This window comes from Rhodococcus sp. SMB37 (genome assembly GCF_004345605.1).
GTDB lineage: Bacteria > Actinomycetota > Actinomycetes > Mycobacteriales > Mycobacteriaceae > Rhodococcus.
The window spans coordinates 95162-115969 of sequence record NZ_SLVY01000016.1 but is presented as its reverse complement, the minus strand read 5'-3'; the positions used below and the strand labels follow the sequence as shown (position 1 = coordinate 115969).

Annotated in this window: 1 protein-coding gene (running past one end of the window); it reads right to left on the bottom strand. The window is 68.2% G+C overall.

The window, feature by feature from the left end; genetic code table 11:
- On the bottom strand, nucleotides 1-20808 hold the 5' portion of the coding sequence (locus EV641_RS22645; protein WP_132474751.1) for a non-ribosomal peptide synthetase. The gene continues 6351 nt to the left of window position 1, outside the view; only the first 20808 of its 27159 coding nucleotides appear in the window; its start codon is at nucleotides 20806-20808; its stop codon lies off the left edge, out of view.

The following is a 20808-nucleotide window of genomic DNA, read 5'->3' as shown; positions in this document are numbered from 1 at the left end:
GCGGTAGGAGGCCACAGCCGGTCGCGCACGATCGGCCGGCAGTTCGAGGACGTCGGGGACATCGTCGAGGGCGTGGACCCAGTAATCGATCTGCCTCGAGATCACGCTCTTCGGGTCGTCTTCGGAGCCCAGTATGTCGCGTTGCCAGAGGCTGTAGTCGGCGTACTGCACGTCGAGCAGCGCCCAGGCAGGGGCTTCCCCGGTCGACCTGGCCGCGTACGCGACCATCACGTCCCGGAGCATCGGTCCGATCGAGAAGCCGTCGGCAGCGATGTGGTGCACGACGACGACGAGAATGAACTCGCGCTCGCCGACACGAAGAAGACGTGCACGTACCGGTACTTCCGCGGTCACGTCGAAACCCGATCGGATTACCCCCGTGACGACCTCGACCGCACTGCCCGGTTCGACGTCCTCCTCGATGAGATCGAGGGTGACCTCGGAGACAGGCCTGATGACCTGTACTCCGGCACCGTCGATCTCGGGATAAACGGTTCGCAGGATTTCGTGGCGTGCGAGGAGGTCGCCGACTGCGCCGCGCAGCGCCTCGACGTCCAGGTCGCCCGTGAGCCTGATCGCCGCCGGGATGTTGTAGGTCGCGGATTCGGGATCGAATCGGTTGAGGAACCACATCCGCTGTTGCGCGAGCGACAACGGGATCCGCTCGGGGCGTTCCTGCGGCACGAGGGCCGGGCGGTCGGCGGATCCGTACCGGAACACTTCGGCGGCCAGGCCCACCACCGTGGGCGCCTCGAAGATCGCACGAACCGGCACGGTGGTGCGCAGCGCTGCTCCGATGCGGGCGGCGATGCGAGTCGCGACGAGGGAGTTGCCGCCGAGCGCGAAGAAGTCGTCATCCAGCCCGACACGCTCGACACCGAGGACCTCGGCGAATACGGACGCGACGGTCTGCTCGACATGCGTCACCGGTGCGCGGAATTCACGTTCTTCGAACACGGGATCGGGCAGCGACTTGCGGTCGACCTTGCCTGAAGGATTGAGCGGCATCCGCTCGAGCACCATCACGGTCGACGGCACCATGTACGACGGGACACGCTGTGCCACCGCATTCTTCACGTCGTCGACGTCGAGGACTGCGGCGTCGTGCGCGACGAGATATGCGGCGAGGCTGTCGCCGACGTGCGGATCCTTCCTCAGCACCACGACGACCTGACGCACCGCGGGGTGCGCACCGAACGCGGCTTCCACTTCGCCGAGTTCGATACGCAGACCGCGTAGCTTGACCTGGAAGTCGGTGCGGCCCATGTATTCGAGTTCGCCGGCACTGTTCCACCGCACGAGGTCGCCCGTGCGGTACATCCGGGTTCCGGTGGGTCCGTAGGGGTCTGCGACGAACCGCTCTGCGGTCAGTTCCGACCGCGACACGTAGCCGCGACCGAGCTGCTGTCCCGCGAGATACAACTCGCCCGCGGTACCGCGCGGAACGGGCTGAAGCCTGGTGTCGAGGACGTACGCACCCGCGTCGCCCTGCGGAACGCCGACGGGCAGCGACGGCACGCCTGTGTCGGACGCGACATGGCGGGTGATCGAGAGCGTGAACTCGGTCGGCCCGTATTCGTTGGACACCTCCGCCCCGCTCGCCGCATGCACGGCCTGCGCGAGACGCGGAGTCAGGACCTCACCCGAGCAGTACACCTGGCGCAGCGAGTCCAGTTGCCCCACGCGCGCCATCGCCACTACCTCGCTGAGCACCGACGGAACGAAGTACGCCGAGGTCACGCCGTGTTCTTCGATGGCTGCGGCGAGGTAGGACGGGTCGCGGTGCCCGTCCGGTGAGGCGACGACGAGGCGCGCACCGGCAGTGAGCGGCCACCAGAATTCGCGACCCGACGCGTCGAACGTGAACGCGGTCTTCTGGAGGACGGTGTCGCCGACCCCGAGTCGGTACCGCTGCTGACGCCAGTCGATCGCGACCGCGGCCTGCCCATGCGGAACCGACACACCCTTGGGCTTGCCGGTGGAGCCCGACGTGAAGATCACCCACGCGGTGTTCTCCGGACGCAGCGCACCGATCCGCTCCGCATCCGTCACCGTCGTGTCGGCCAGATCCGTCAGTTCGACCCTGTCGACGAGCAGCAGCGGGGCGTTGCTGCGCGCGGTGAGCGCCTCGTCCGAGGTCGCTACGAGGAGAACGGGTGCTGTCATCTCGAGCACGTACTCGTTGCGCTCGTCGGGCAGGTCCGGGTCGATCGGGACGTAAGCGCCACCGGCCTTGACGATCGCGTACATCGCGACCAGCTGGTGCAGCGACCGCGCCATCGCCAACGCGACGTGGGTCTCGGGTCCGACGCCCAACGAGATCAGGTGACGCGCCAGGCGGTTCACGCGCGCATCGAACTCACGGTAGGTGAGGGTGACGTCGTCGGCCACCACCGCGATCGCGTCCGGCGTCCGCTGCACCTGCGCGTCGAACAGGCTCGGCAGGGTCCCCTGCGGCGCGGTGCCGGTCCAGGTGGTGAGCAGCTCCGCGCGCTCGGTGGGCTCGAGCACGTCGATGGTCGAAAGTCGGCGTTCGGGCTCGTCCACCACGGTCCGCAGTACGCGTTCGAAGCGGCCGGCGATCGTCTCGATGGTGGGGGCATCGAACAGTGCTGTTGCGTAGGTGAATTCGGCGACCATTCCGGTGATGTCGCCGGCGCCGTCGTAGGTTTCGCCCAACGTGAGCTGCAGATCGAAACGTGCCTCGGCGAAGTCGATGTCGAGGGCGCTCATCCGTACGTCGTCGAGTTCGAATGCGGCGTGCTGCATGTTCTGCAGGACGAGCATGACCTCGAACAGCGGGGTCCGAGATTGCGATCGGACCGGTGCGAGGACGTCGACGAGGCTTTCGAACGGGACATCGGCGTGCGCGAACGCGGCGAGGTCGGTGGTGCGGACGGAGTCGAGGAACTCGCTGAACGACCGGTCTGGGTCGACGTCGGTGCGCAGCACCAGCGTGTTGACGAACATCCCGATCAGGTCGTCGAGCGCCGCCTCACCACGCCCTGCGACGGGAGTGCCGACGGCGACGTCGCGGCTGCCGGACAATGTAGAGAGCAACACCGCGAAAGCCGCATGGATGACCATAAAAAGAGTCGAATGATGTTCTCGAGCAATACCTTCTAGTCGGGTATACAGGTCGCGGTCGATCGTGATCCGGTGAAGCGCCCCGTGCTGTGTGCGGACGGCGGCGCGCGGACGGTCGGTAGGCAGATCGAGTTCCACGGGCGCTCCGGCCAGCGTCTCGGACCAGTAGGCGATCTGTCGCGACACGAGGCTCGAGGCATCGTCTTCGGAACCGAGGAGCTCGCGCTGCCAGAGCGCGTAATCGGCGTACTGCACGGCGAGTGGTGTCCACGCCGGGCGTTCACCGGCGGTACGGGCGGTGTACGCGACCATCACGTCGCGCATCAGCGGCGCCATCGAGAACCCGTCGCCCGAGATGTGGTGCACGACGAAGACCAACACGTGTTCACTGCCGCCGAGGTGGAACAGCCGTGCGCGCACCGGGACGTCGCGGGTCACGTCGAACGCAAACGTGATGAATTCAGTTGCCAACGAGACCACGTCGTCGTCGGATGCCGGAACCCGAGTGAGATCGAGGGTGACCTCGCGTGGCGGCAGGACACGCTGGTGGGCGGTGCCGTCGAGCTCGGGGTAAACGGTTCGCAGGATTTCGTGGCGGTCGATCAGGTCGGCGACCGCCGCGTTGAGCGCATCGACATCGACGGCGCCTGACAACCTCACCGCGATCGGGATGTTGTAGGCGGCCGAATCCGGAACGAAGCGGTTCAAGAACCACATCCGCTGCTGCGCGAACGACAGCGGCACAAGTTCCGGACGTTCCTTCGCGACGAGCGGGAGTCGTGCACCATTCGTAGCGAGATCCGCCACCGCCGTGGCGAGGGCTTCGACGGTGGGGTGCTCGAAGAGAGTGCGCAGCGGCAGGTCGACTCCGAGTGCCGCACCGATCCGCGACACCACACGTGTCGCGACGAGCGAGTTTCCACCGAGTGCGAAGAAGTTGTCGTCCAGGCCGGCACGTTCGACGTCGAGCACCGATACGATCGCTGCGGCCACCGCATGTTCGACGTCGCTGCGAGGTGCACGGAATGCGCGGACGGCCACTTCGGGTTCCGGCAGGGCGCGTCGGTCGAGTTTGCCGGATGCGTTGAGCGGCAATGCGTCGAGCATCATCACTGCGTCGGGGACCATGTAGCGCGGCAACGTCCGGCCGGCGGCACCACGAACCTTGTCGCTGTCCACTTCGGCACCCTCGGTCGGCACGACGTACGCGACGAGTTGAGGTCCGTGGTTGCTGTTGTGCGCCACGACCACGACGCGTGCCACCTCGCCGAGGGCAGCGATCGCGGATTCGATCTCACCGAGTTCGATGCGTAGGCCTCGGATCTTGACCTGGAAGTCGGTGCGGCCGAGGAAATCCAGGGTGCCGTCGGAAAGCAGCCGCACACGGTCACCGGTGCGGTACAGGCGTTCACCACTCGGAGTGGCCACGAATCGTTCGGCCGTGAGATCGGGGCGGCCATGATACCCGCGCGCCAGTTGGAGTCCGCCGAGGTACAGCTCGCCGGGGATGCCCACCGGTGCCGGGTGCAACCGCGCGTCGAGGACGTGGGCGGTGGTGTTCCGGATGGGGCGTCCGATCGGCACCGCGCCGCGGTAGTTGCCGTCGCTGCGCAGCACCGTCGAGGTCACGGTGGCTTCGGTGGGGCCGTATGTGTTGTCGAGGACTGCATCGGAGCGGGCCGCGACCGCGGCGGCGAGGTCGGCAGGCAGGGCTTCGCCGCCGACCGACAGGTACCTCACCGACCCGGGTAGTTCGAGGTCCGGGTCGGCCAGGAACACCGCGAGCATCGACGGCACGAATTCGAGGATGCTCACGTCCTCGTCACGCGACAGTTGCGCAAGGTAGGCGGGGTCGCGGTGGCCGCCGGGGATGGCGATGACGAGTCGCGCGCCCACCTGCAGGGGGTAGAACAGTTCCCACACCGATGCGTCGAACGTGATCGGCGTCTTGTGCATCGCGGCGTCGCCGGGGCCCAGGTCGTAGCGTTCCCGCATCCACGCGATCTGATTGGCCACGGCGCGGTGTTCGACAGCGACACCTTTGGGTCGCCCGGTGGATCCGGACGTGAAGATGACATACGCGATGTTGCCGCCACGCAGGGGTGCGAGTCTGTCGGCGTCGGTGAGGGGCGCATCGGCCAGGTCGGGCAGCGAGGCGTCGACCTCCACGACCCGGTGTTCACCCGGAAGCGTGGACCGTTCCCCCGAGGTGGTGAGCACGAGCACCGGCTTCGCGGTGGCGAGCACGTACGCGGTGCGGTCTGCGGGATGTTCGGGGTCGAGCGGCACGTAGGCGCCGCCGGCCTGCAGCGTCGCGTAGATCGCGACCATCATCTCGACCGAGCGCGCGGCATAGATCCCGACGAGCGTATCGGGCCCGACACCGGCACCCACGAGGTGCCGCGCGAGCCGGTTGATGCGCGACGCGAACTGCCCGTAGGTCACCACTCCGCCGTCGAACACGAGTCCGGCCGCATCCGGTGTGCTCGCTGACTGTGCGAAGAAGCGGGTGAGCAGGGTCTCGCGGTCGACCTCGGCCGCGGTGTCGTTGACGGCGTGCACGAAGGCGCGTTCGTCGGGCCCGCGCAGGTCGATGTCCCCGACCACCGCACGAGAGTCTCGGGTCGCGGCATCGAGCAGGGTCACGAGGTGTTCGGACAGCCGGCCGACGGTGTGGTCGGTGAACAGGTCGGTCGCGTAGGTGATGGACCCGTCGACCCCGGTGCGCTGTCCGTCCGCATCCACGCTTTCCCCGAGGTGGATTTCGAGATCGAGTTTCGCGCCGACCGCGCCGGGTTCCACCGGTGCAACGGTCAATCCGGGCAGCGACACCTCGGAGCGGGTGAAGTTGTGCACGACGAGCAACGTCTGGAACAGCGCGGAATACGCGGTCGACCGTGCCGGGTCGAGGAGTTCGACGAGTCGTTCGACGGGAACGTCGGGGTGTGAAAATGCGGCGAGGTCGACGTCGCGGGCCTGTGCGAGAACATCGTCGAACGTGGTGGCGGGATCGACCTGCAGGCGCAGCACGAGAGTATTGCCGAACATCCCGACAAGATCGTCGAGAGCGGGTTCGCCGCGACCGGCGACCTGCGTGCCGATCGCAATGTCGGTGCTGCCGGACCACCGGGCGAGCAGTACGGCGACAGCGGCGTGCGCGAGCATGAACAACGTGACTCCGCGTTCGCGGGTGAACCGTTCGATTCGGTCGGCGAGTTCGACGTCGAGTGAGAACTCGACGGTGGCTCCGCGCGACGATTGCACGGCCGGACGCGGATGATCGGTGGGCATGTCGACGAGGTCAGGGAGATCGGCGAGGGCATCGGTCCAGTAGGCGAGCTGCCGCGCGATGAGGGACGACGAGTCGTCCTCGCTTCCGAGCAGCTCCTTCTGCCACAGTGCGTAATCGGCGTACTGTACGGGCAGCGGCGCCCAGCCTGGGGCGTCACCGTCCGAGCGCGCCAGATATGCGGTGACGAGATCGCGTGACATCGGGGCCTGCGATCCGCCGTCGCTGGCTATGTGATGGGCGACGACGGCAAGCACATGCTCGTCGGCGGAGATCCTGAACAGCCGCGCGCGCACCGGGGCGTCGATGCTGAGATCGAATCCGCGGGAAGCGAATTCGACGAGGATCGAGTCGGCAACCTCCGCGGTGACGTCGACCGTCACGAATTCGGTGACTGCCTGATCCGACGGCACGATCACCTGAGTCGGCCCGGTGTCCGTGTCCGGGTACACGGTGCGGAGAGATTCGTGGCGTTCGAGAACGTCGACCAACGCCGCCCGCAGCGCCGGTTCGTCGAGAGCGCCGGTCAGCCGCAGCACGATCGGAATGTTGAACGCGGCGGATCCGGGATCGAACCGGTTGAAGAACCACATCCGCTGCTGCGCGAGCGACAGCGGGATATGTTCGGGCCGATCGTATTTCACCAGCGCCGGCCGTGACCCCTCCCCTGCGGTGTGGGCGATCACCACGGCGAGCGCGCTCACCGTCGGGTTCTCGAACACGGCCCGCACCGGGACGGTGGTATCGAGGGCAGCGCCGAGTCGCGCGACGAGCTGGGTGGCGCTGAGCGAGTTGCCGCCGAGTTCGAAGAAGTCGTCGTCGAGGCCCACGCGGTCGGTGCCGAGCAGGTCGGCGTAGACCGCGGCGACGATCTGTTCGACGGGGCCCTCGGGTACCCGGAATACACGCGTTTCGAACCCGGGGACGGGCAGGGCCTTGCGGTCCAGCTTGCCGTGCGCGGTGATCGGCAGAGCGTCGAGGACAAGGATCTGCGCGGGCACCATGTACGCCGGGAGTTCGTCTGCGAGCCGGTCGCGGATCTGCTGGGGATCGACGGTGGCTCCCGCCGCCGGCACCGCGTATCCGATGACGCGGTCGCCGGTGTGCGGGTCCGAATGCACGACGACGATCCCCTGCGCGACGTCGTCGCCGCGGGTGAGGGCGGCTTCGATCTCACCGAGTTCGATGCGCAGACCACGGACCTGGACCTGCGCGTCGCTGCGGCCGACGAAGTCGAGTTCACCGGTGGTGGTGCGTCGCACGAGGTCGCCCGTGCGATACATGAGGTCGCCGGTGAACGGGTTCGCGACGAATCGGGACGCGGTCTGGGCGGGGCGCCGGTGGTAGCCGCGTGCAAGACCGGCACCCGACAGGTACAGCTCACCGATGACGCCGTCGGTGACGGGCTTCAGCCGGTGGTCGAGCACCACGGCACCGGAACCCTCGATGGGTGTGCCGATGGTGATGGCGTCGCCCGGCGTCAGCGGTTCAGTGGCGGTGATGATGATGGTGGTTTCGGTGGGGCCGTAGCTGTTGACGAACCGGCAGGTCGGGCCGAATCGTTCGACGAGTTCGGGAGGACACACGTCTCCGCCCACGACCACGGCGTCGAGGTCGGGGAAACCGCCGGTGGTCAGCGTGCCGAGTGCGGCGGGCGCGGAGAGGATGTGGGTGACGCGTTCGCGTCTCAGCAGATCGGTGAGCTCGGCTCCGCCGACGATGTCCGGAGGCGCGACCACCATGGTGGCGCCGGCGGAGAACGCGGCGATCTGTTCGAACACCGACGCGTCGAAGCTCGACGACGAGAACCGCAGCATCCGCGAGGTCGTGCCCAGGCCCAGTTCCGATCGGTGCTCCGCGGTGAATGCCGCGAGCCCGCGGTGAGTGACGACGACACCCTTGGGAGTGCCGGTGGAACCCGACGTATAGATCATGTACGCCGCGGATGACGCCGTGATCGGCGGCGAGAGTGGAGTATCGGGCTGGTCGTCGGCCTCGACCGACAGCCACTGCACATCGGAGGGGCCGGTGCCGATCCCGACGCTCGCACCCGAATCCGACAGCAGGTACTCGATGCGCGCCGCCGGCAACGCAGGGTCGATCGGCACGAACACGGCGCCGGTCTTCACGACCGCCCACAGTGCGACGATCGCATCGATCGATCGTGGGAACGACAGTGCCACCACAGTTTCCGGAGCGACACCGCGTCCGAGCAGCTTGTGAGCGAGCTGGGTGGAGGCGCGGTCGAGTTCGGTGTAGGTGAGCGTGCGGGTCCCGTCGGTCGCGGCAATACCGTAGGGGTTCGCAGCGACACCGGCGGCGAAGATGTCGGGCAGCAACCGCACCGGCAGTGCAGCGGGAATCGCGTGCGCGAGGGCCTGGACGGTCTCGGCGTCGTCGAGTAGCGGCAGGTCGCCCACGGTGAGCGTCGGGTCGGACGCGATCGCGCGAAGCAGTCGTCCCCACCGGTCCGTGAGGGTTGCGGCGGTCGAGGAGTCGAACAGATCGGTCGCGTAGGTGAGCGACATAGCGAGTCCACCGTCGTGGTCACGGAGGGTGAACTCGAGATCGACCTTGGCGACGTCGATGCCGGGCTCGAGGGGTTCCACCGCGAGGCCGGGCAGCTCGAGGGTTCCGGTGCCCTGGTTCTGCAGCGACAGCGACACTTGGAACAGCGGTGCGTGTGCTTGCGAGCGGACGGGGTCGACGGCGTCGACGATCTCCTCGAACGGCACGTCGGCATGACCGAATGCGGCGAGGTCGATGTCGCGGACTTGTTCGAGGAACTCGGCGAATCCGGTGCCCGGATCGATCCGGGTGCGCAACACGAGGGTGTTGACGAACATGCCCACAAGATCGTCGAGCGCGGCCTCCCCGCGACCGGCGATGGGCGTGCCCACGCTGACGTCGTCGCTGGATCCGAGCCTGCCGAGCAGCACGGCGAGCGCCGCGTGCAGGACCATGAAGCGGGTCGCGCCGTGGCTCCGGGCGAGGTCGTCGAGCGCGCGCACGGTGCCGGGGTCGATGCGGAATTCGGTGCGGGCGCCGCGCTGTGAGGCGACTGCCGGTCGCGGGCGGTCGGCGGGCAGATCGAGCACCGCAGGCTTGTCCGCGAGCGTCTCGGTCCAGTACGCGAGCTGACGCGCCGCGATCGACGCGGGATCCGAGTGATCGCCCAGCAGAGCGCGTTGCCACACCGCGTAATCGGCGTACTGCACGGCGAGCGGCGCCCACGCTGGTTCCGATCCGGACAGTCGCGCCTGGTAGGCGACGAGAATGTCGCGGGAGAGCGGCATCGTCGAGGCGCCGTCTGCGGCGATGTGGTGAACCACGACGACGAGGACGTGCTCGTCGCCTGTGAGCTGGAGCAGCGCTCCGCGGGCGGGAGTCTCGACGGTGACGTCGAACCCACGACCGGCGACGGCGACGATCTCGTCGTACAGAGTGTCGGCGGTGACGACACGCGGGGTGAGATCGAGCGGTGCGGCGTCGACCACCACCTGGTGCGGTAGCGCCTCCGGCGCTGATGGCCGAATGTCACCTTCGGTCAGTTGGACTGACCGAAGGTGACATTCGGCCATGGGGAAAATGGTGCGGAGGGTCTCGTGCCGCTGCACGACGTCGTCGACCGCTGCCTGTAGTGCGTCGACGTCGAGGTGCCCGGACAGGCGCACCGCGACGGGGATGTTGTAGACCGGCGATGCGGGGTCGAACCGGTTGATCAACCACATTCTCTGCTGCGCGGGCGAGAGTGGGATGCGCTCGGGTCGCGGACCCGCGACCAGAGCAGGACGGTCCCCCGTCGCGCTGCCGCGGGCCGCGACTGCCAGCGCCGCGACCGTCGGGTTCTCGAACAACGCACGGACCCCGAGCGACGAGTCGAGCCGCGCGATCACCCGCGTCGCCGACAGCGAGTTGCCGCCGAGCGCGAAGAAGTCGTCGTGCGCACCCACCCGGTCGATGCCGAGGACCTCGGCGAATACGTCGGCAACGCGCCGCTCGTCCACTCCGCGTGGCTCGACGAATTCTGTTGCCGCGAAAACAGGCTCGGGGAGGGCGCGGGTGTCGATCTTGCCGGCGCCGGTGCGCGGGAAGACGTCGAGGACGGTGATCGACGACGGCACCATGTACCCGGGCAGCACCTGCGCGGCGTGCACGGACAGTTCGGCCGGATCGACTGTGCCGGTCACGTACGACACGAGAGTGCCGGTCGCCTCGTGCGGCACGGTCACCGCCGCATCGACACCGGGATGACCGGCGAGCACAGCGTCGATCTCCGACACCTCGATCCGGTGACCGCGCACCTTGACCTGGAAGTCGGTGCGCCCCAGGTAGTCGAGGTGGCCGTCGACCCACCGGACGAGGTCGCCGGTGCGGTACATGAGCCCGCCGTGCAGCGGGTTCGCGACGAATCGGGATGCGCTGAGCGACGTCTGGTCGTGGTAGCCGCGGGCGAGTCCGGCGCCGTACACGTACAGCTCGCCCGGGACCCCGTCGGGAACGGGACGCAGACGCTCGTCGAGCACTACTGCGCCGGTGCCGATCACGGGTCGGCCGATCCGCACGGGCTCGCCCGTCGTCATCGGCCCGAAGTGGGTGGCCATGATGGTCGACTCGGTCGGGCCGTAGGCGTTGAACATCTCGCGTCCCGGCGCCCACCGTTCGACCAGCGACGGCTCGCATGCCTCGCCGCCGACGACGACTACTCTGATCTGTTCGAGCCGTTCGGGATTCAGGGACGCGAGGGCAACCGGGGTGAGGAACAGGTGTGTCACCGACGCGAGGTGTTCCTCGAGTTCGGTGCCGCCGTACACATCGGTCGGGATCAACTGGAGGGTTGCTCTCCCGCCTACGGCCATGAAGATCTCGAGCAGCGACGCATCGAAACTCGGCGACGCGAACGCCGCGACCCGGTCGCCGGGCCGTACGCGGTAGTGGCGCTGCTGTTCTGCGACGAATGCGCCGAGTCCGCGGTGTGTGACGACGACGCCCTTGGGCACGCCCGTGGACCCGGAGGTGTAGATGAGGTAGGCGGCGGCGTCCGGACACGGCACGCGATCGGTGATCGGCCTGTCGTCAGCGCCGGTATGCGGCGACACCCAGGTGATGTCGCCGGGCAACGTCGAGTCGGCAACACCGAGGCGCGCACCGGAGTCGGTGAGCATGTGTTCGATGCGCGCCGCGGGATAGCGGGGATCGACGGGCAGGAACGTGGCGCCGGTCTTGGCGACGGCCCACAACGCGATCACCGAGTCCACCGATCGCGGTACCGCCACCGCCACGACCGATCCGGGCACTGCCCCGGCGTCGATGAGGTTGCCGGCGAGGATGTTCGAACGCCGGTCCAGCTCGCCGTAGGTCAAGGCCACGGAGCCGGAGACGAGCGCGAGAGCCTCGGGGTCGGAGGCGGCGTCGGCGAACAATCCGGGCAGTGACAGGTACGGGGGGTCCTCCGGCGCCCGCAGGAGCGCGATACGTTCGTCGTCCGTCAGTAGATCGACGTCACCCACTGCCGCCGACGGATCGGTCGCGGCACCGGAGAGCACTCGCACGTATCGCTCGAGCATCGCGACGGCGGTGTCGTCGTCGAACAGGTCGCGCGCGAACGTCAATGCGACGGTCGCGTGGTCGTCGTGCTCGGTGACGGCGAATTCGAGATCGAACTTGGCGATACCGAAATCGACGGGAAGCACATCGATTTCGAGACCCGGCAGCGACACGGACGTCGGACGGGGAACCTCGAGCGCGAGGACGGTCTGGAACACCGGGTTGTGCGAGGTGGCCCGCGACGTGCCGAGTGCGTCCGCGAGCCGCTCGAACGGCAGGTCGGAATGCGCGTAGGCGGCGAGGTCGACGTCGCGCACCCGCGCGAGCACCTCGGTGAACGACTCGCCGGACGCCACCGACACACGCAACGGGAGTGTGTTGACGAACATGCCGATGACGTCGTCGAGGTTCGACTGTCCGCGACCGGCGACCGGTGTGCCGATGGTGACGTCGTCGGTGCTGCTCAGCCGGGCCAGCAGCGCTGCGAGGGCGGCGTGCAGCACCATGAACAGCGACGCACCGCTGTCCCGTGCGAGTTCCTCGAGCTGCGAGTACAGCCGAGGGTCGAGTTCGGCCGAGACAGTGCCGCCGCGGAACGACGGCACGGCGGGACGGCGACGGTCGGTGGGGACGTCGGACACCTCGGGCGCACCGGCGAGGGTGTCCCGCCAGAAGTCGAGTTGACGGGCACCGAGTGAGTCGGGGTCGTCGACGCTGCCGAGCAGGGCGTTCTGCCACACCGCGAAGTCTGCGTATTGGACGGGCAGCGGTTCCCAGGTGGGGGCGTTGCCGAGGACACGGGTTCCGTACGCGGCGACGAGATCGCGGGCGAGGGCCTGCATGGACCAGCCGTCGATCGCGATGTGGTGCACCACCAGCACGAGCACGTGACTGTCCACGATTGCGCCCTCAGCGCTACTCTCCCGCAGCACCGTCAACGCGACGGGCGGCGCGAGGGTGACGTCGAAGCCGCGTCCCACCACCGCGCGCAGCCGCTCCTCGAGCAGACCGTCGAGCGGTTCGATCGCCGGAGCCCGACCGGCCTCGGCGATGGACAGAACCTGCTGGTACGGGCCGTCTCCGGAGTCCGGGTAGCGGGTGCGCAGCGTCTCGTGGCGTCCGACGATGTCGATCACGGCAGCGTGCAACGCCTCCTCGTCGAGTGCACCGGTGAGCCGCAGTGCGACCGCGACGTTGTAGGCGCCGGAGGTGGGGTCGAAACGGTTGACGAACCACATGCGCGCCTGCGCGGGCGACAGCGGGATGCGCTGGGGGCGCGGTTGCGCGGTCAGCTGCGGTCGCCTGTCTTCCCGGCTGCCGTCGATGATCTGCGCCAGTCCGGTGACCGTGGGATTGTCGAACAGGTCGCGCACCTGCAGGCGCGTACCGAAGTGGTCGTCGAGTCGGGCGAGGAGGCGGGTCGCGGTGAGCGAGTTGCCTCCGAGGTCGAAGAAGCTCGTCGTCGCTCCGACCCGGTCGTGGCCGACGAGTTCGGCGATCACCCCGGCGACGAGGTGTTCGGTGCCCGACGCCGGTGTCACGTGTTCGGCGGATCCGAACTCGGGGTCCGGCAGGGCCTTTCGGTCGAGTTTTCCGTTCGCGGTGACCGGCATCGCGGCGAGGGACACGGCCAGGGTCGGGACCATGTGCCGTGGGAGTCGCGACTCGGCGTGCGCGAGAGCCGCGTCGCCGTCGCCGACCACGTACGCGACGAGGTGTTCGCCGGCGGTGTCGTCGCGATGCAGCACCACGACGGCCTGGGTCACGGTGTCGTGCTCGAGCAGTACGGCTTCGATCTCACCGAGTTCGATGCGCTGACCTCGGAGCTTGATCTGGAAGTCGCTGCGGCCGACGTATTCGAGTGCGCCGTCGGCGCGCCACCGGACCAGGTCGCCCGTACGGTACAGGCGCCCATTGCCCGCGGGGTCGGCGACGAATCGTTCCGCTGTCAGTCGCGCTGCACCGTAGTAGCCGTTCGCGAGTTGTACACCGCCGAGATAGAGCTCGCCTTCGACCCCGATGGGCACGGGGCGCAGACGCCCGTCGAGCACCCGCACAGACGTGTTCCATACGGGTGTACCGATGGGCACCGGGGTCTCGCCGGGCACTGTCGCGTGGGCGGTGACGTCGACGGCCGCTTCGGTCGGTCCGTACAGGTTGTGCACGGGCACGCCGAGTGTCTCGGCCACCCGCGACACGCTCGCCGCGGTCAGCGCCTCACCGCTGGTGAAGATCTGCCGCAGAGCGGCACACCGCGACACGTCGCCTTCCGCGAAGAAGACATCGAGCATCGACGGAACGAAATGCGCGGTGGTGACCTGACGTTCGTGGATCACACGCGACAGATAGCGGGGGTCGCGGTGCCCGTCCGGAGTCGCGAGCACCATCGCGGCGCCGGTCAGCAACGGCCAGAACAACTCCCACACCGACACGTCGAAGGTCGCCGGGGTCTTCTGCAGGACGACGTCGTCACCCGTCAGCGGGTACCGGCCCTGCATCCACTGCAGCCGGTTGACGATGCTGCGATGCGAGATCGCGACGCCCTTGGGCCGCCCGGTGGAGCCGGAGGTGAACAGCACGTACGCGAGGTCGCCGGAATGCAGGGGCCTGCGACGATCGGTGTCCGTGACCGCGCTGTCGGAGAACGACAGAGCATCGGGCAGCGCGTCGAGCACCAATGCGGGACGCGCCGTGTCGAGGACGTGCGCGGTGCGCTGCTCGGACTGATCAGGATCGATGGGCACATAGGCCGCGCCGGCGGTGACGATGGCATGTATCGCGACGAGCTGCTCGAGCGACCGCGGCATCGCGACTGCCACGAGGTCGCCGGAGCCGATCCCGTCGGCGATCAGCGACCGCGCGACCCGATTCACGCGTCCCGCGAACGATGCGTAGGTCAACGCGCCGCCGCCGTCGACGACGACCGCGGTGTCGTCGGGCGTGCGTGCCGACTGCTCCCCGAGCAGATCGGGAAGGGTCTTCGCGGGCAGCGCGACGTTCTCGCCGCGCTCGAAGTTCGCGATCACGTCGAGTTCACCGGGTACGAACACCTCGACGTCGCCGACATGCGTGTCGGGATGCGCGACAAACGTTTCGAGTACACCGAGCAGTCGCTGCACGATCCGCTCGACGGCGGCGCGGTCGAACAGGTCGGTGCGGAAACGCACACTCAACCGCAGGATGGGTTCGAGGATCGCCATCACGGTGATCGGGTAGTGCGTGGCGTCGCGGGCACCGATGTCCGTCACGTGCATCCCGGCGAGATCGGTGGTCTCGTCGAATCCGGCACGGTCGACGGGGTACGACTCGAAGACGGTCAGCGTGTCGAAGAGAGTTCCGGCGCCGACGCGACCCTGGATCTCGCTGAGCCCGATGTGGTGATGCTCGAGCATCGCGACCTGGTCGTCCTGCACGCGCCGGAGCAGGCCGACGACGGTGTCGGACTCGTCGAGCCGGACCCGCACGGGCAGGGTATTGATGAACAGGCCGAGCATGTACTCGACGCCGGGCAGCTCGGCGGGGCGACCCGACACGGTGGCGCCGAACACGACGTCGTCGCGACCGAGCATGCGCCCGAGAACGAGCGCCCACGCCGTCTGCACCAGGGTGTTGACGGTGACGTCGGTGTCGCGGCGGTCTACGAGGCCCGTGCGCAGCCACGCGGGCATTTCGACGTCGATCTGCTCGGGATCGACGTCGAGCACTTCCCCGGCATGCGGGGCGACGAGCGTGGGTTCGGTGAGCCCGGACAGCGCGTCGCCCCATGCCTGCAGCGACCGGTCGCGGTCCTGGACGCTCCACCACCGGAGATAGTCGCGATAGGGCACTGGTTCGACGAGCGCGTCGGGTGAGACGTAGCAGGAGAGCACTTCTCGCACGAGCAGGGGCATCGACCAGCCGTCGAGGACGAGGTGGTGGTTGGTCAGCACCAGCACCGCGTCTGCATCGGTACGCACGAGAACGGCCCGCAACAGCGGCGGACGTGCGGTGTCGAACGGCGAAGTACGCTCCGAATCGAGCACGTCCGCAAGATCCTCCGGCTCCACCGACATCTCGCGCCACGGAACGTCGACGTGGTCGAGCACGACCTGGGCGGGCACCCCGGTGTCGTCGTGGACGAACGCGGTGCGCAGGTTTGCGTGCCGGGCGACCACGGTCTCGATCGAGGCACGCAACCGTGCCGCGTCGATGCTGCCGGTGAGGTTCAGCGTGAGCTGAGCGACATAGACGTCGTGCGACCCCACAGCGAGCTGCGAGTGGAACAGCAGGCCCGACTGCAGCGGCGGAAGCGGCCAGATGTCCTGCACACCGGAGTATTCGGATTCCCACCGTGCAATCTGACTCTGACTCACCGACACCAGCGGCACATCGGAAGGAGTGAGACCACCCGCGTCGGGCCCATCCACGTGTGCGGCGAGGGCTGCGAGAGCGGTGTGCCAGCGTGTCGCGAGGTCGGTGACGAAGTCTGCCGACACCACCCGCGGCGCGTACGCGAACGTCGCGGTCAGATGAGGACCGTCGGGGCCGTCCACCACCATGGCGTTGATGTCGACGGCCGAGGACACCGCGAGCCCGGAGGTGCGTGTCGGGTCGAGGTCGACCTCCGCGGGCACCCAGCCGATGTCTCGGATCTCCTCGGGAATGTGCCCGGAGGTCAGGCGTCCGAGGTAGTTGAACCCGATCTGCGGGACACCCGATGCGGCGAGGACGGGGCGCGCCTCGTCGTCGAGATGGCGGAGGATGCCGTATCCCGCACCGTGATTCGGGACTGCGGCCAGCTCCTCCTTGATGGCTTTGAGCACCGCTCCCGCGGCGGGACCGCCCGCGAATGCGTCGTCGAGGTCGATCGACTCGGGCACTGCGGGACGAACCGGATAAACACTGGTGAACCAGCCGACGGTGCGCGCGAGGTCGGCGCCCTCGTGATCTCGGCCGTGGCCTTCGAGCATGATCGGCACTGCGCGGTCATGCCTCGACAGAGCCAGCGCAAGCGCGGCGATGAGCCCGTCGGCCGTGCCCGAACGGAACACCTCGGGCAATCGTGTGAGCACTGCGGCGGTGGTCGCGGAGTCGAGGTCCACTCGTACGCGCTCGGTGGTCGCGAGCGTGTCCACCCGCGGGTCGAGTTCACCGATACCCGGAAGCGGCGTCACTGCATCGAGGGTGCGCTGCCAGAATCCGAGCTCGTCGGCGTGTACGCCATCGCGGGCATCCGAGTGCAACGCGTGCGCCCACCGGCGATAGGACGTTCCGACCTCGGCGGGCACTGATTCGTCCGGCACAGATTCGATATTCGCGACGATCTGCATCCACGCTCGAGCGAGGTCCGGCAGCAGCACGCGCCACGACACACCGTCGACGACGAGGTGGTGCGCCACGAGCAGCAGCCGGCCGTGACCTTCGGCGGCGTCGAACCACACGCACTGCAGCATCTCGCCCGCAGTAGGGTCGAGACGCTGTGCGGCCGAGTCGCAGTGCGAGTCGACGAGGTCGTCGACCGACGCGGCGTCCGGGACGGTGATCCGCTCGATCGCCACCGCACCGGCGGGACTCTCCGCCCAGACCTGCCACGCGTCGCCGGTGAAGGTCGAGCGCAAGATGGGATGCTGCGCCTCCACGACGGTGAGCGCGGCGGTCAGCTGATCGTGGGTCAGGTCGACGGGGGTCGTCACCAGCACTGCCTGCGCGAACGTCGAATAGTCGCCGCGGCCGAGCATCTCGTGCACGATCGGAGTGAGGGGCACCGGGCCCACGCCACCACCGTCGAGTTCGCTGAGGACCGGGTTCTCGGAGACCGCGGTCGCAACTCGGGCGAGTGCCGCAATCGTCTTGTGTTCGAAGATCTGTCGCGCCGTGATGTACAGGCCGGCATCCTTCGCGCGAGCAGCGAACTGCATCGCGACGATGCTGTCGGCGCCGAGCGCGAACAGCGAGTCGTCGGCGCCCACGCGTTCGACGTCGAGCAGTCCCTGTGCAACCTCGACCAGCACGCGTTCGGTGTCGGTGACGGGAGCGCGGAACTCGGCCGACGCGAACCGCGGCGCGGGCAACGCGGCACGGTCGAGTTTGCCTGCGAGAGTGACAGGTACGTCGTCGAGTTCGACGACGGACGCGGGCACCATGTGCGACGGCAGGGTACGTTCCACTCCGCGAGTCAAGGCCTCGGCGTCGAACACTGCGCCGGTCTCCATCACCACATACGAGACGGGAACGACGGAGTGCCCCGTGTCGTGGACGACGGTGACCGCGTAGTCGACCCCGTCGAGCGCGAGCAGCGCCGAGTCGATCTCGCCGAGTTCGATGCGGAACCCGCGGATCTTGACCTGAAAGTCGGAGCGTCCCACGAAGTCGAGTTCGTGATCGGCTGTCCAGCGCACCTCGTCACCCGTGCGATACAGCCGGGTGCCGGGGTCGAACGGATTCGCCACGAACCGGTCCGCGGTCTGCCCTGGACGATTCAGATAGCCGCGCGCGAGTCCGGCACCGCCGATGTAGAGCTCGCCGACGAATCCGACGGGGACCGGCCTGAGCCTGCGGTCGAGGACCACGGCCGTCACCCCGTCGATCGGGCTACCGATCGTGATCGGTGCGCCGAGGGTCAACGGGTCGCCGGCGGAGACGACGATGGTGGTCTCGGTAGGCCCGTAGCTGTTGACGAAACGGCACGTGTCGCCGAACCGGGCGACGAGGTCGGGGGTGCACACGTCGCCTCCCACCACGACGGCTTCGAGATCGTCGAGGCCCGTGGGGTCGACGGTGGTGAGCACCGTCGGCGCCGACACGATGTGCGTGACGCGGTGACGACGCAGCACCTCGGCGAGGGCGTCCCCGCCGATCACGTCGGCCGGGGCCACCACCATCGAGGCACCCGCGCTGAACGCCTGCAGCATCTCGAAGATCGAGGCATCGAAACTCGCGGACGAGAACCGCAGCATGCGCGACTGCGACGTCAGGCCCAGCTCGGGCCTCGCTTCGGCGGCGAACGTCGCGAGCCCGGTGTGAGTGACGACGACACCCTTCGGTGTTCCCGTCGAACCGGAGGTGTAGATCATGTAGGCCGCGTGGTCGGGGCGCAGCGAAGGCGGAGCGAACGACTCGACGGACCGATCGGCCGTGATCGGATCGTCGACAGCGATCCAGCGCGGCCCCTCCGGCAGCTCATCGATTCGCGCATGTACGGTAAGTCCCAGCCGCACACCGGAATCGCGCACCATGTAGGCGACGCGTTCGGCGGGCAGTGCCGGATCGATCGGTACGAACGCGGCCCCGGTCTTCGCCACCGCCCACATCGCGATGATGGCCTCGGCGCTGCGGTCCATGCTCAGCGCGACGAATTCCTCCGGCCGGGCACCGGCAGCGCTCAGTACACCGGCGAGCCGCTCGGCGCGGTCGTCGAGCTCGCAATACGTCAGCGTTCTGGCACCGTCGAGGATCGCAGGTCCGTCGGGATTGCACGCGACCCCGTCGGCGAGCAGGTCGCGCAGTTGCCGTACCGGCCGAGCGACCGGCCCGTGCGCGGGGACGAGCGCGGCGCGTTCGTCGTCGTGCAGCACATCGAGTGCACCCACCGGCCCGGCGGTCGAAACGAAGCCGTCGAGGAACTCCACGAACCGTGCGTGATGCGACCGCAGCTCCGCCCGCGAATACAGGTTCGGGTTGGCCTCGAAGTCGATGTGGGCGGGGTTGTCGGCGTCGCTCGGATAGATGTTGACCGAGAGGTCCTCGACGGGCCCGGTGCTGAGCACATGCAGCGTGCCGATGGCGTCGCCGAGACGGACCTGTCCCTGGAACATCATGATGTTCACGGCCGGTCCGAAGAATCCGCGATCGGCGCTGCCGTAGCCCGTGTCGCGGCGCATGTCCTCGTGCCGGTACCGCTGGTGGCGCAATGCCCCGGTCAGTTCGAGCTGAACGCGTCGCATGAGGTCGGCAGCGGTGTCGTCGGGCCCCACCGTCATCCGGATCGGGACGACATTGGAGACCATGCCGCCGGAGCGACGCAGTTTCGCGGTGGTGCGCGCGGAGACGGGCAGGCTCAGCACCACTTCGCGTTCGCCGGTCACTCGCGACAGGAACGCCCCGAACGCGGCGACGACCACCGTCGCGAAGGTGGTGTATTCGTGTTCGACGAGCAATCGGTCGACGGCCTCGGCCACATGGTCGGACAGCGGCGCACTCCACCGCACCGGATGCGACCCGACGGGAGCCGCGCGTCCGGCGAGGCTGATGGGGTGCGGAAGGTTGCGGATCCGCTCGGCCCAGTGGCTGCGGTCGGAATCGAACCGAGTGGACGCGCGGTAGCGGGCTTCGTCCTCGACGATGTCGGGCAGCGCGCTCACCCCGAAGGGTTTGGGGTCGCGACCTTCGACCGCCGCGGTGTACCGCTCCGCAGTGCGGTTGCTGAAGGTCATCGCGCCGAAGCCGTCGAGGGCGATGTGATGGATGCGGGTGTAGATGAAATGACGCTGGTCGGCGACACGGAGGACAGCGCACACGATGAGCCGGTCGCGGAGCATGTCGAGTGGCGCGACCCACTCGGCGCGGATCCATGCGATCGCGGCCGCTTCAGGGTCGCCGTCACCGCGCAGATCGATGATCGTGGCCCGGTCGTGGAGGGTGTCGTCGATCACTTGGAGCGGCTCGCCGTCGACCTCGTCGAGCCGCAGCATGCCCGTGCCGATCTCGCGAGCGGCCTCTGCGCCGGCGTCGGCGAAGATCTCGGGCTCGAAGTCGCCGTGGACGTCGAGGTACTGGGCAATCGTCAGCGGCACATCGCCGAGTAGATGTTGCGCGAACCAGATGCCACGTTGGGCAGTGGAGAGAGGGAATCCCTCGAGCGAGGCATTGCCCTCGTGATGTCCATCAGACCCGAAAACCGCCGACAC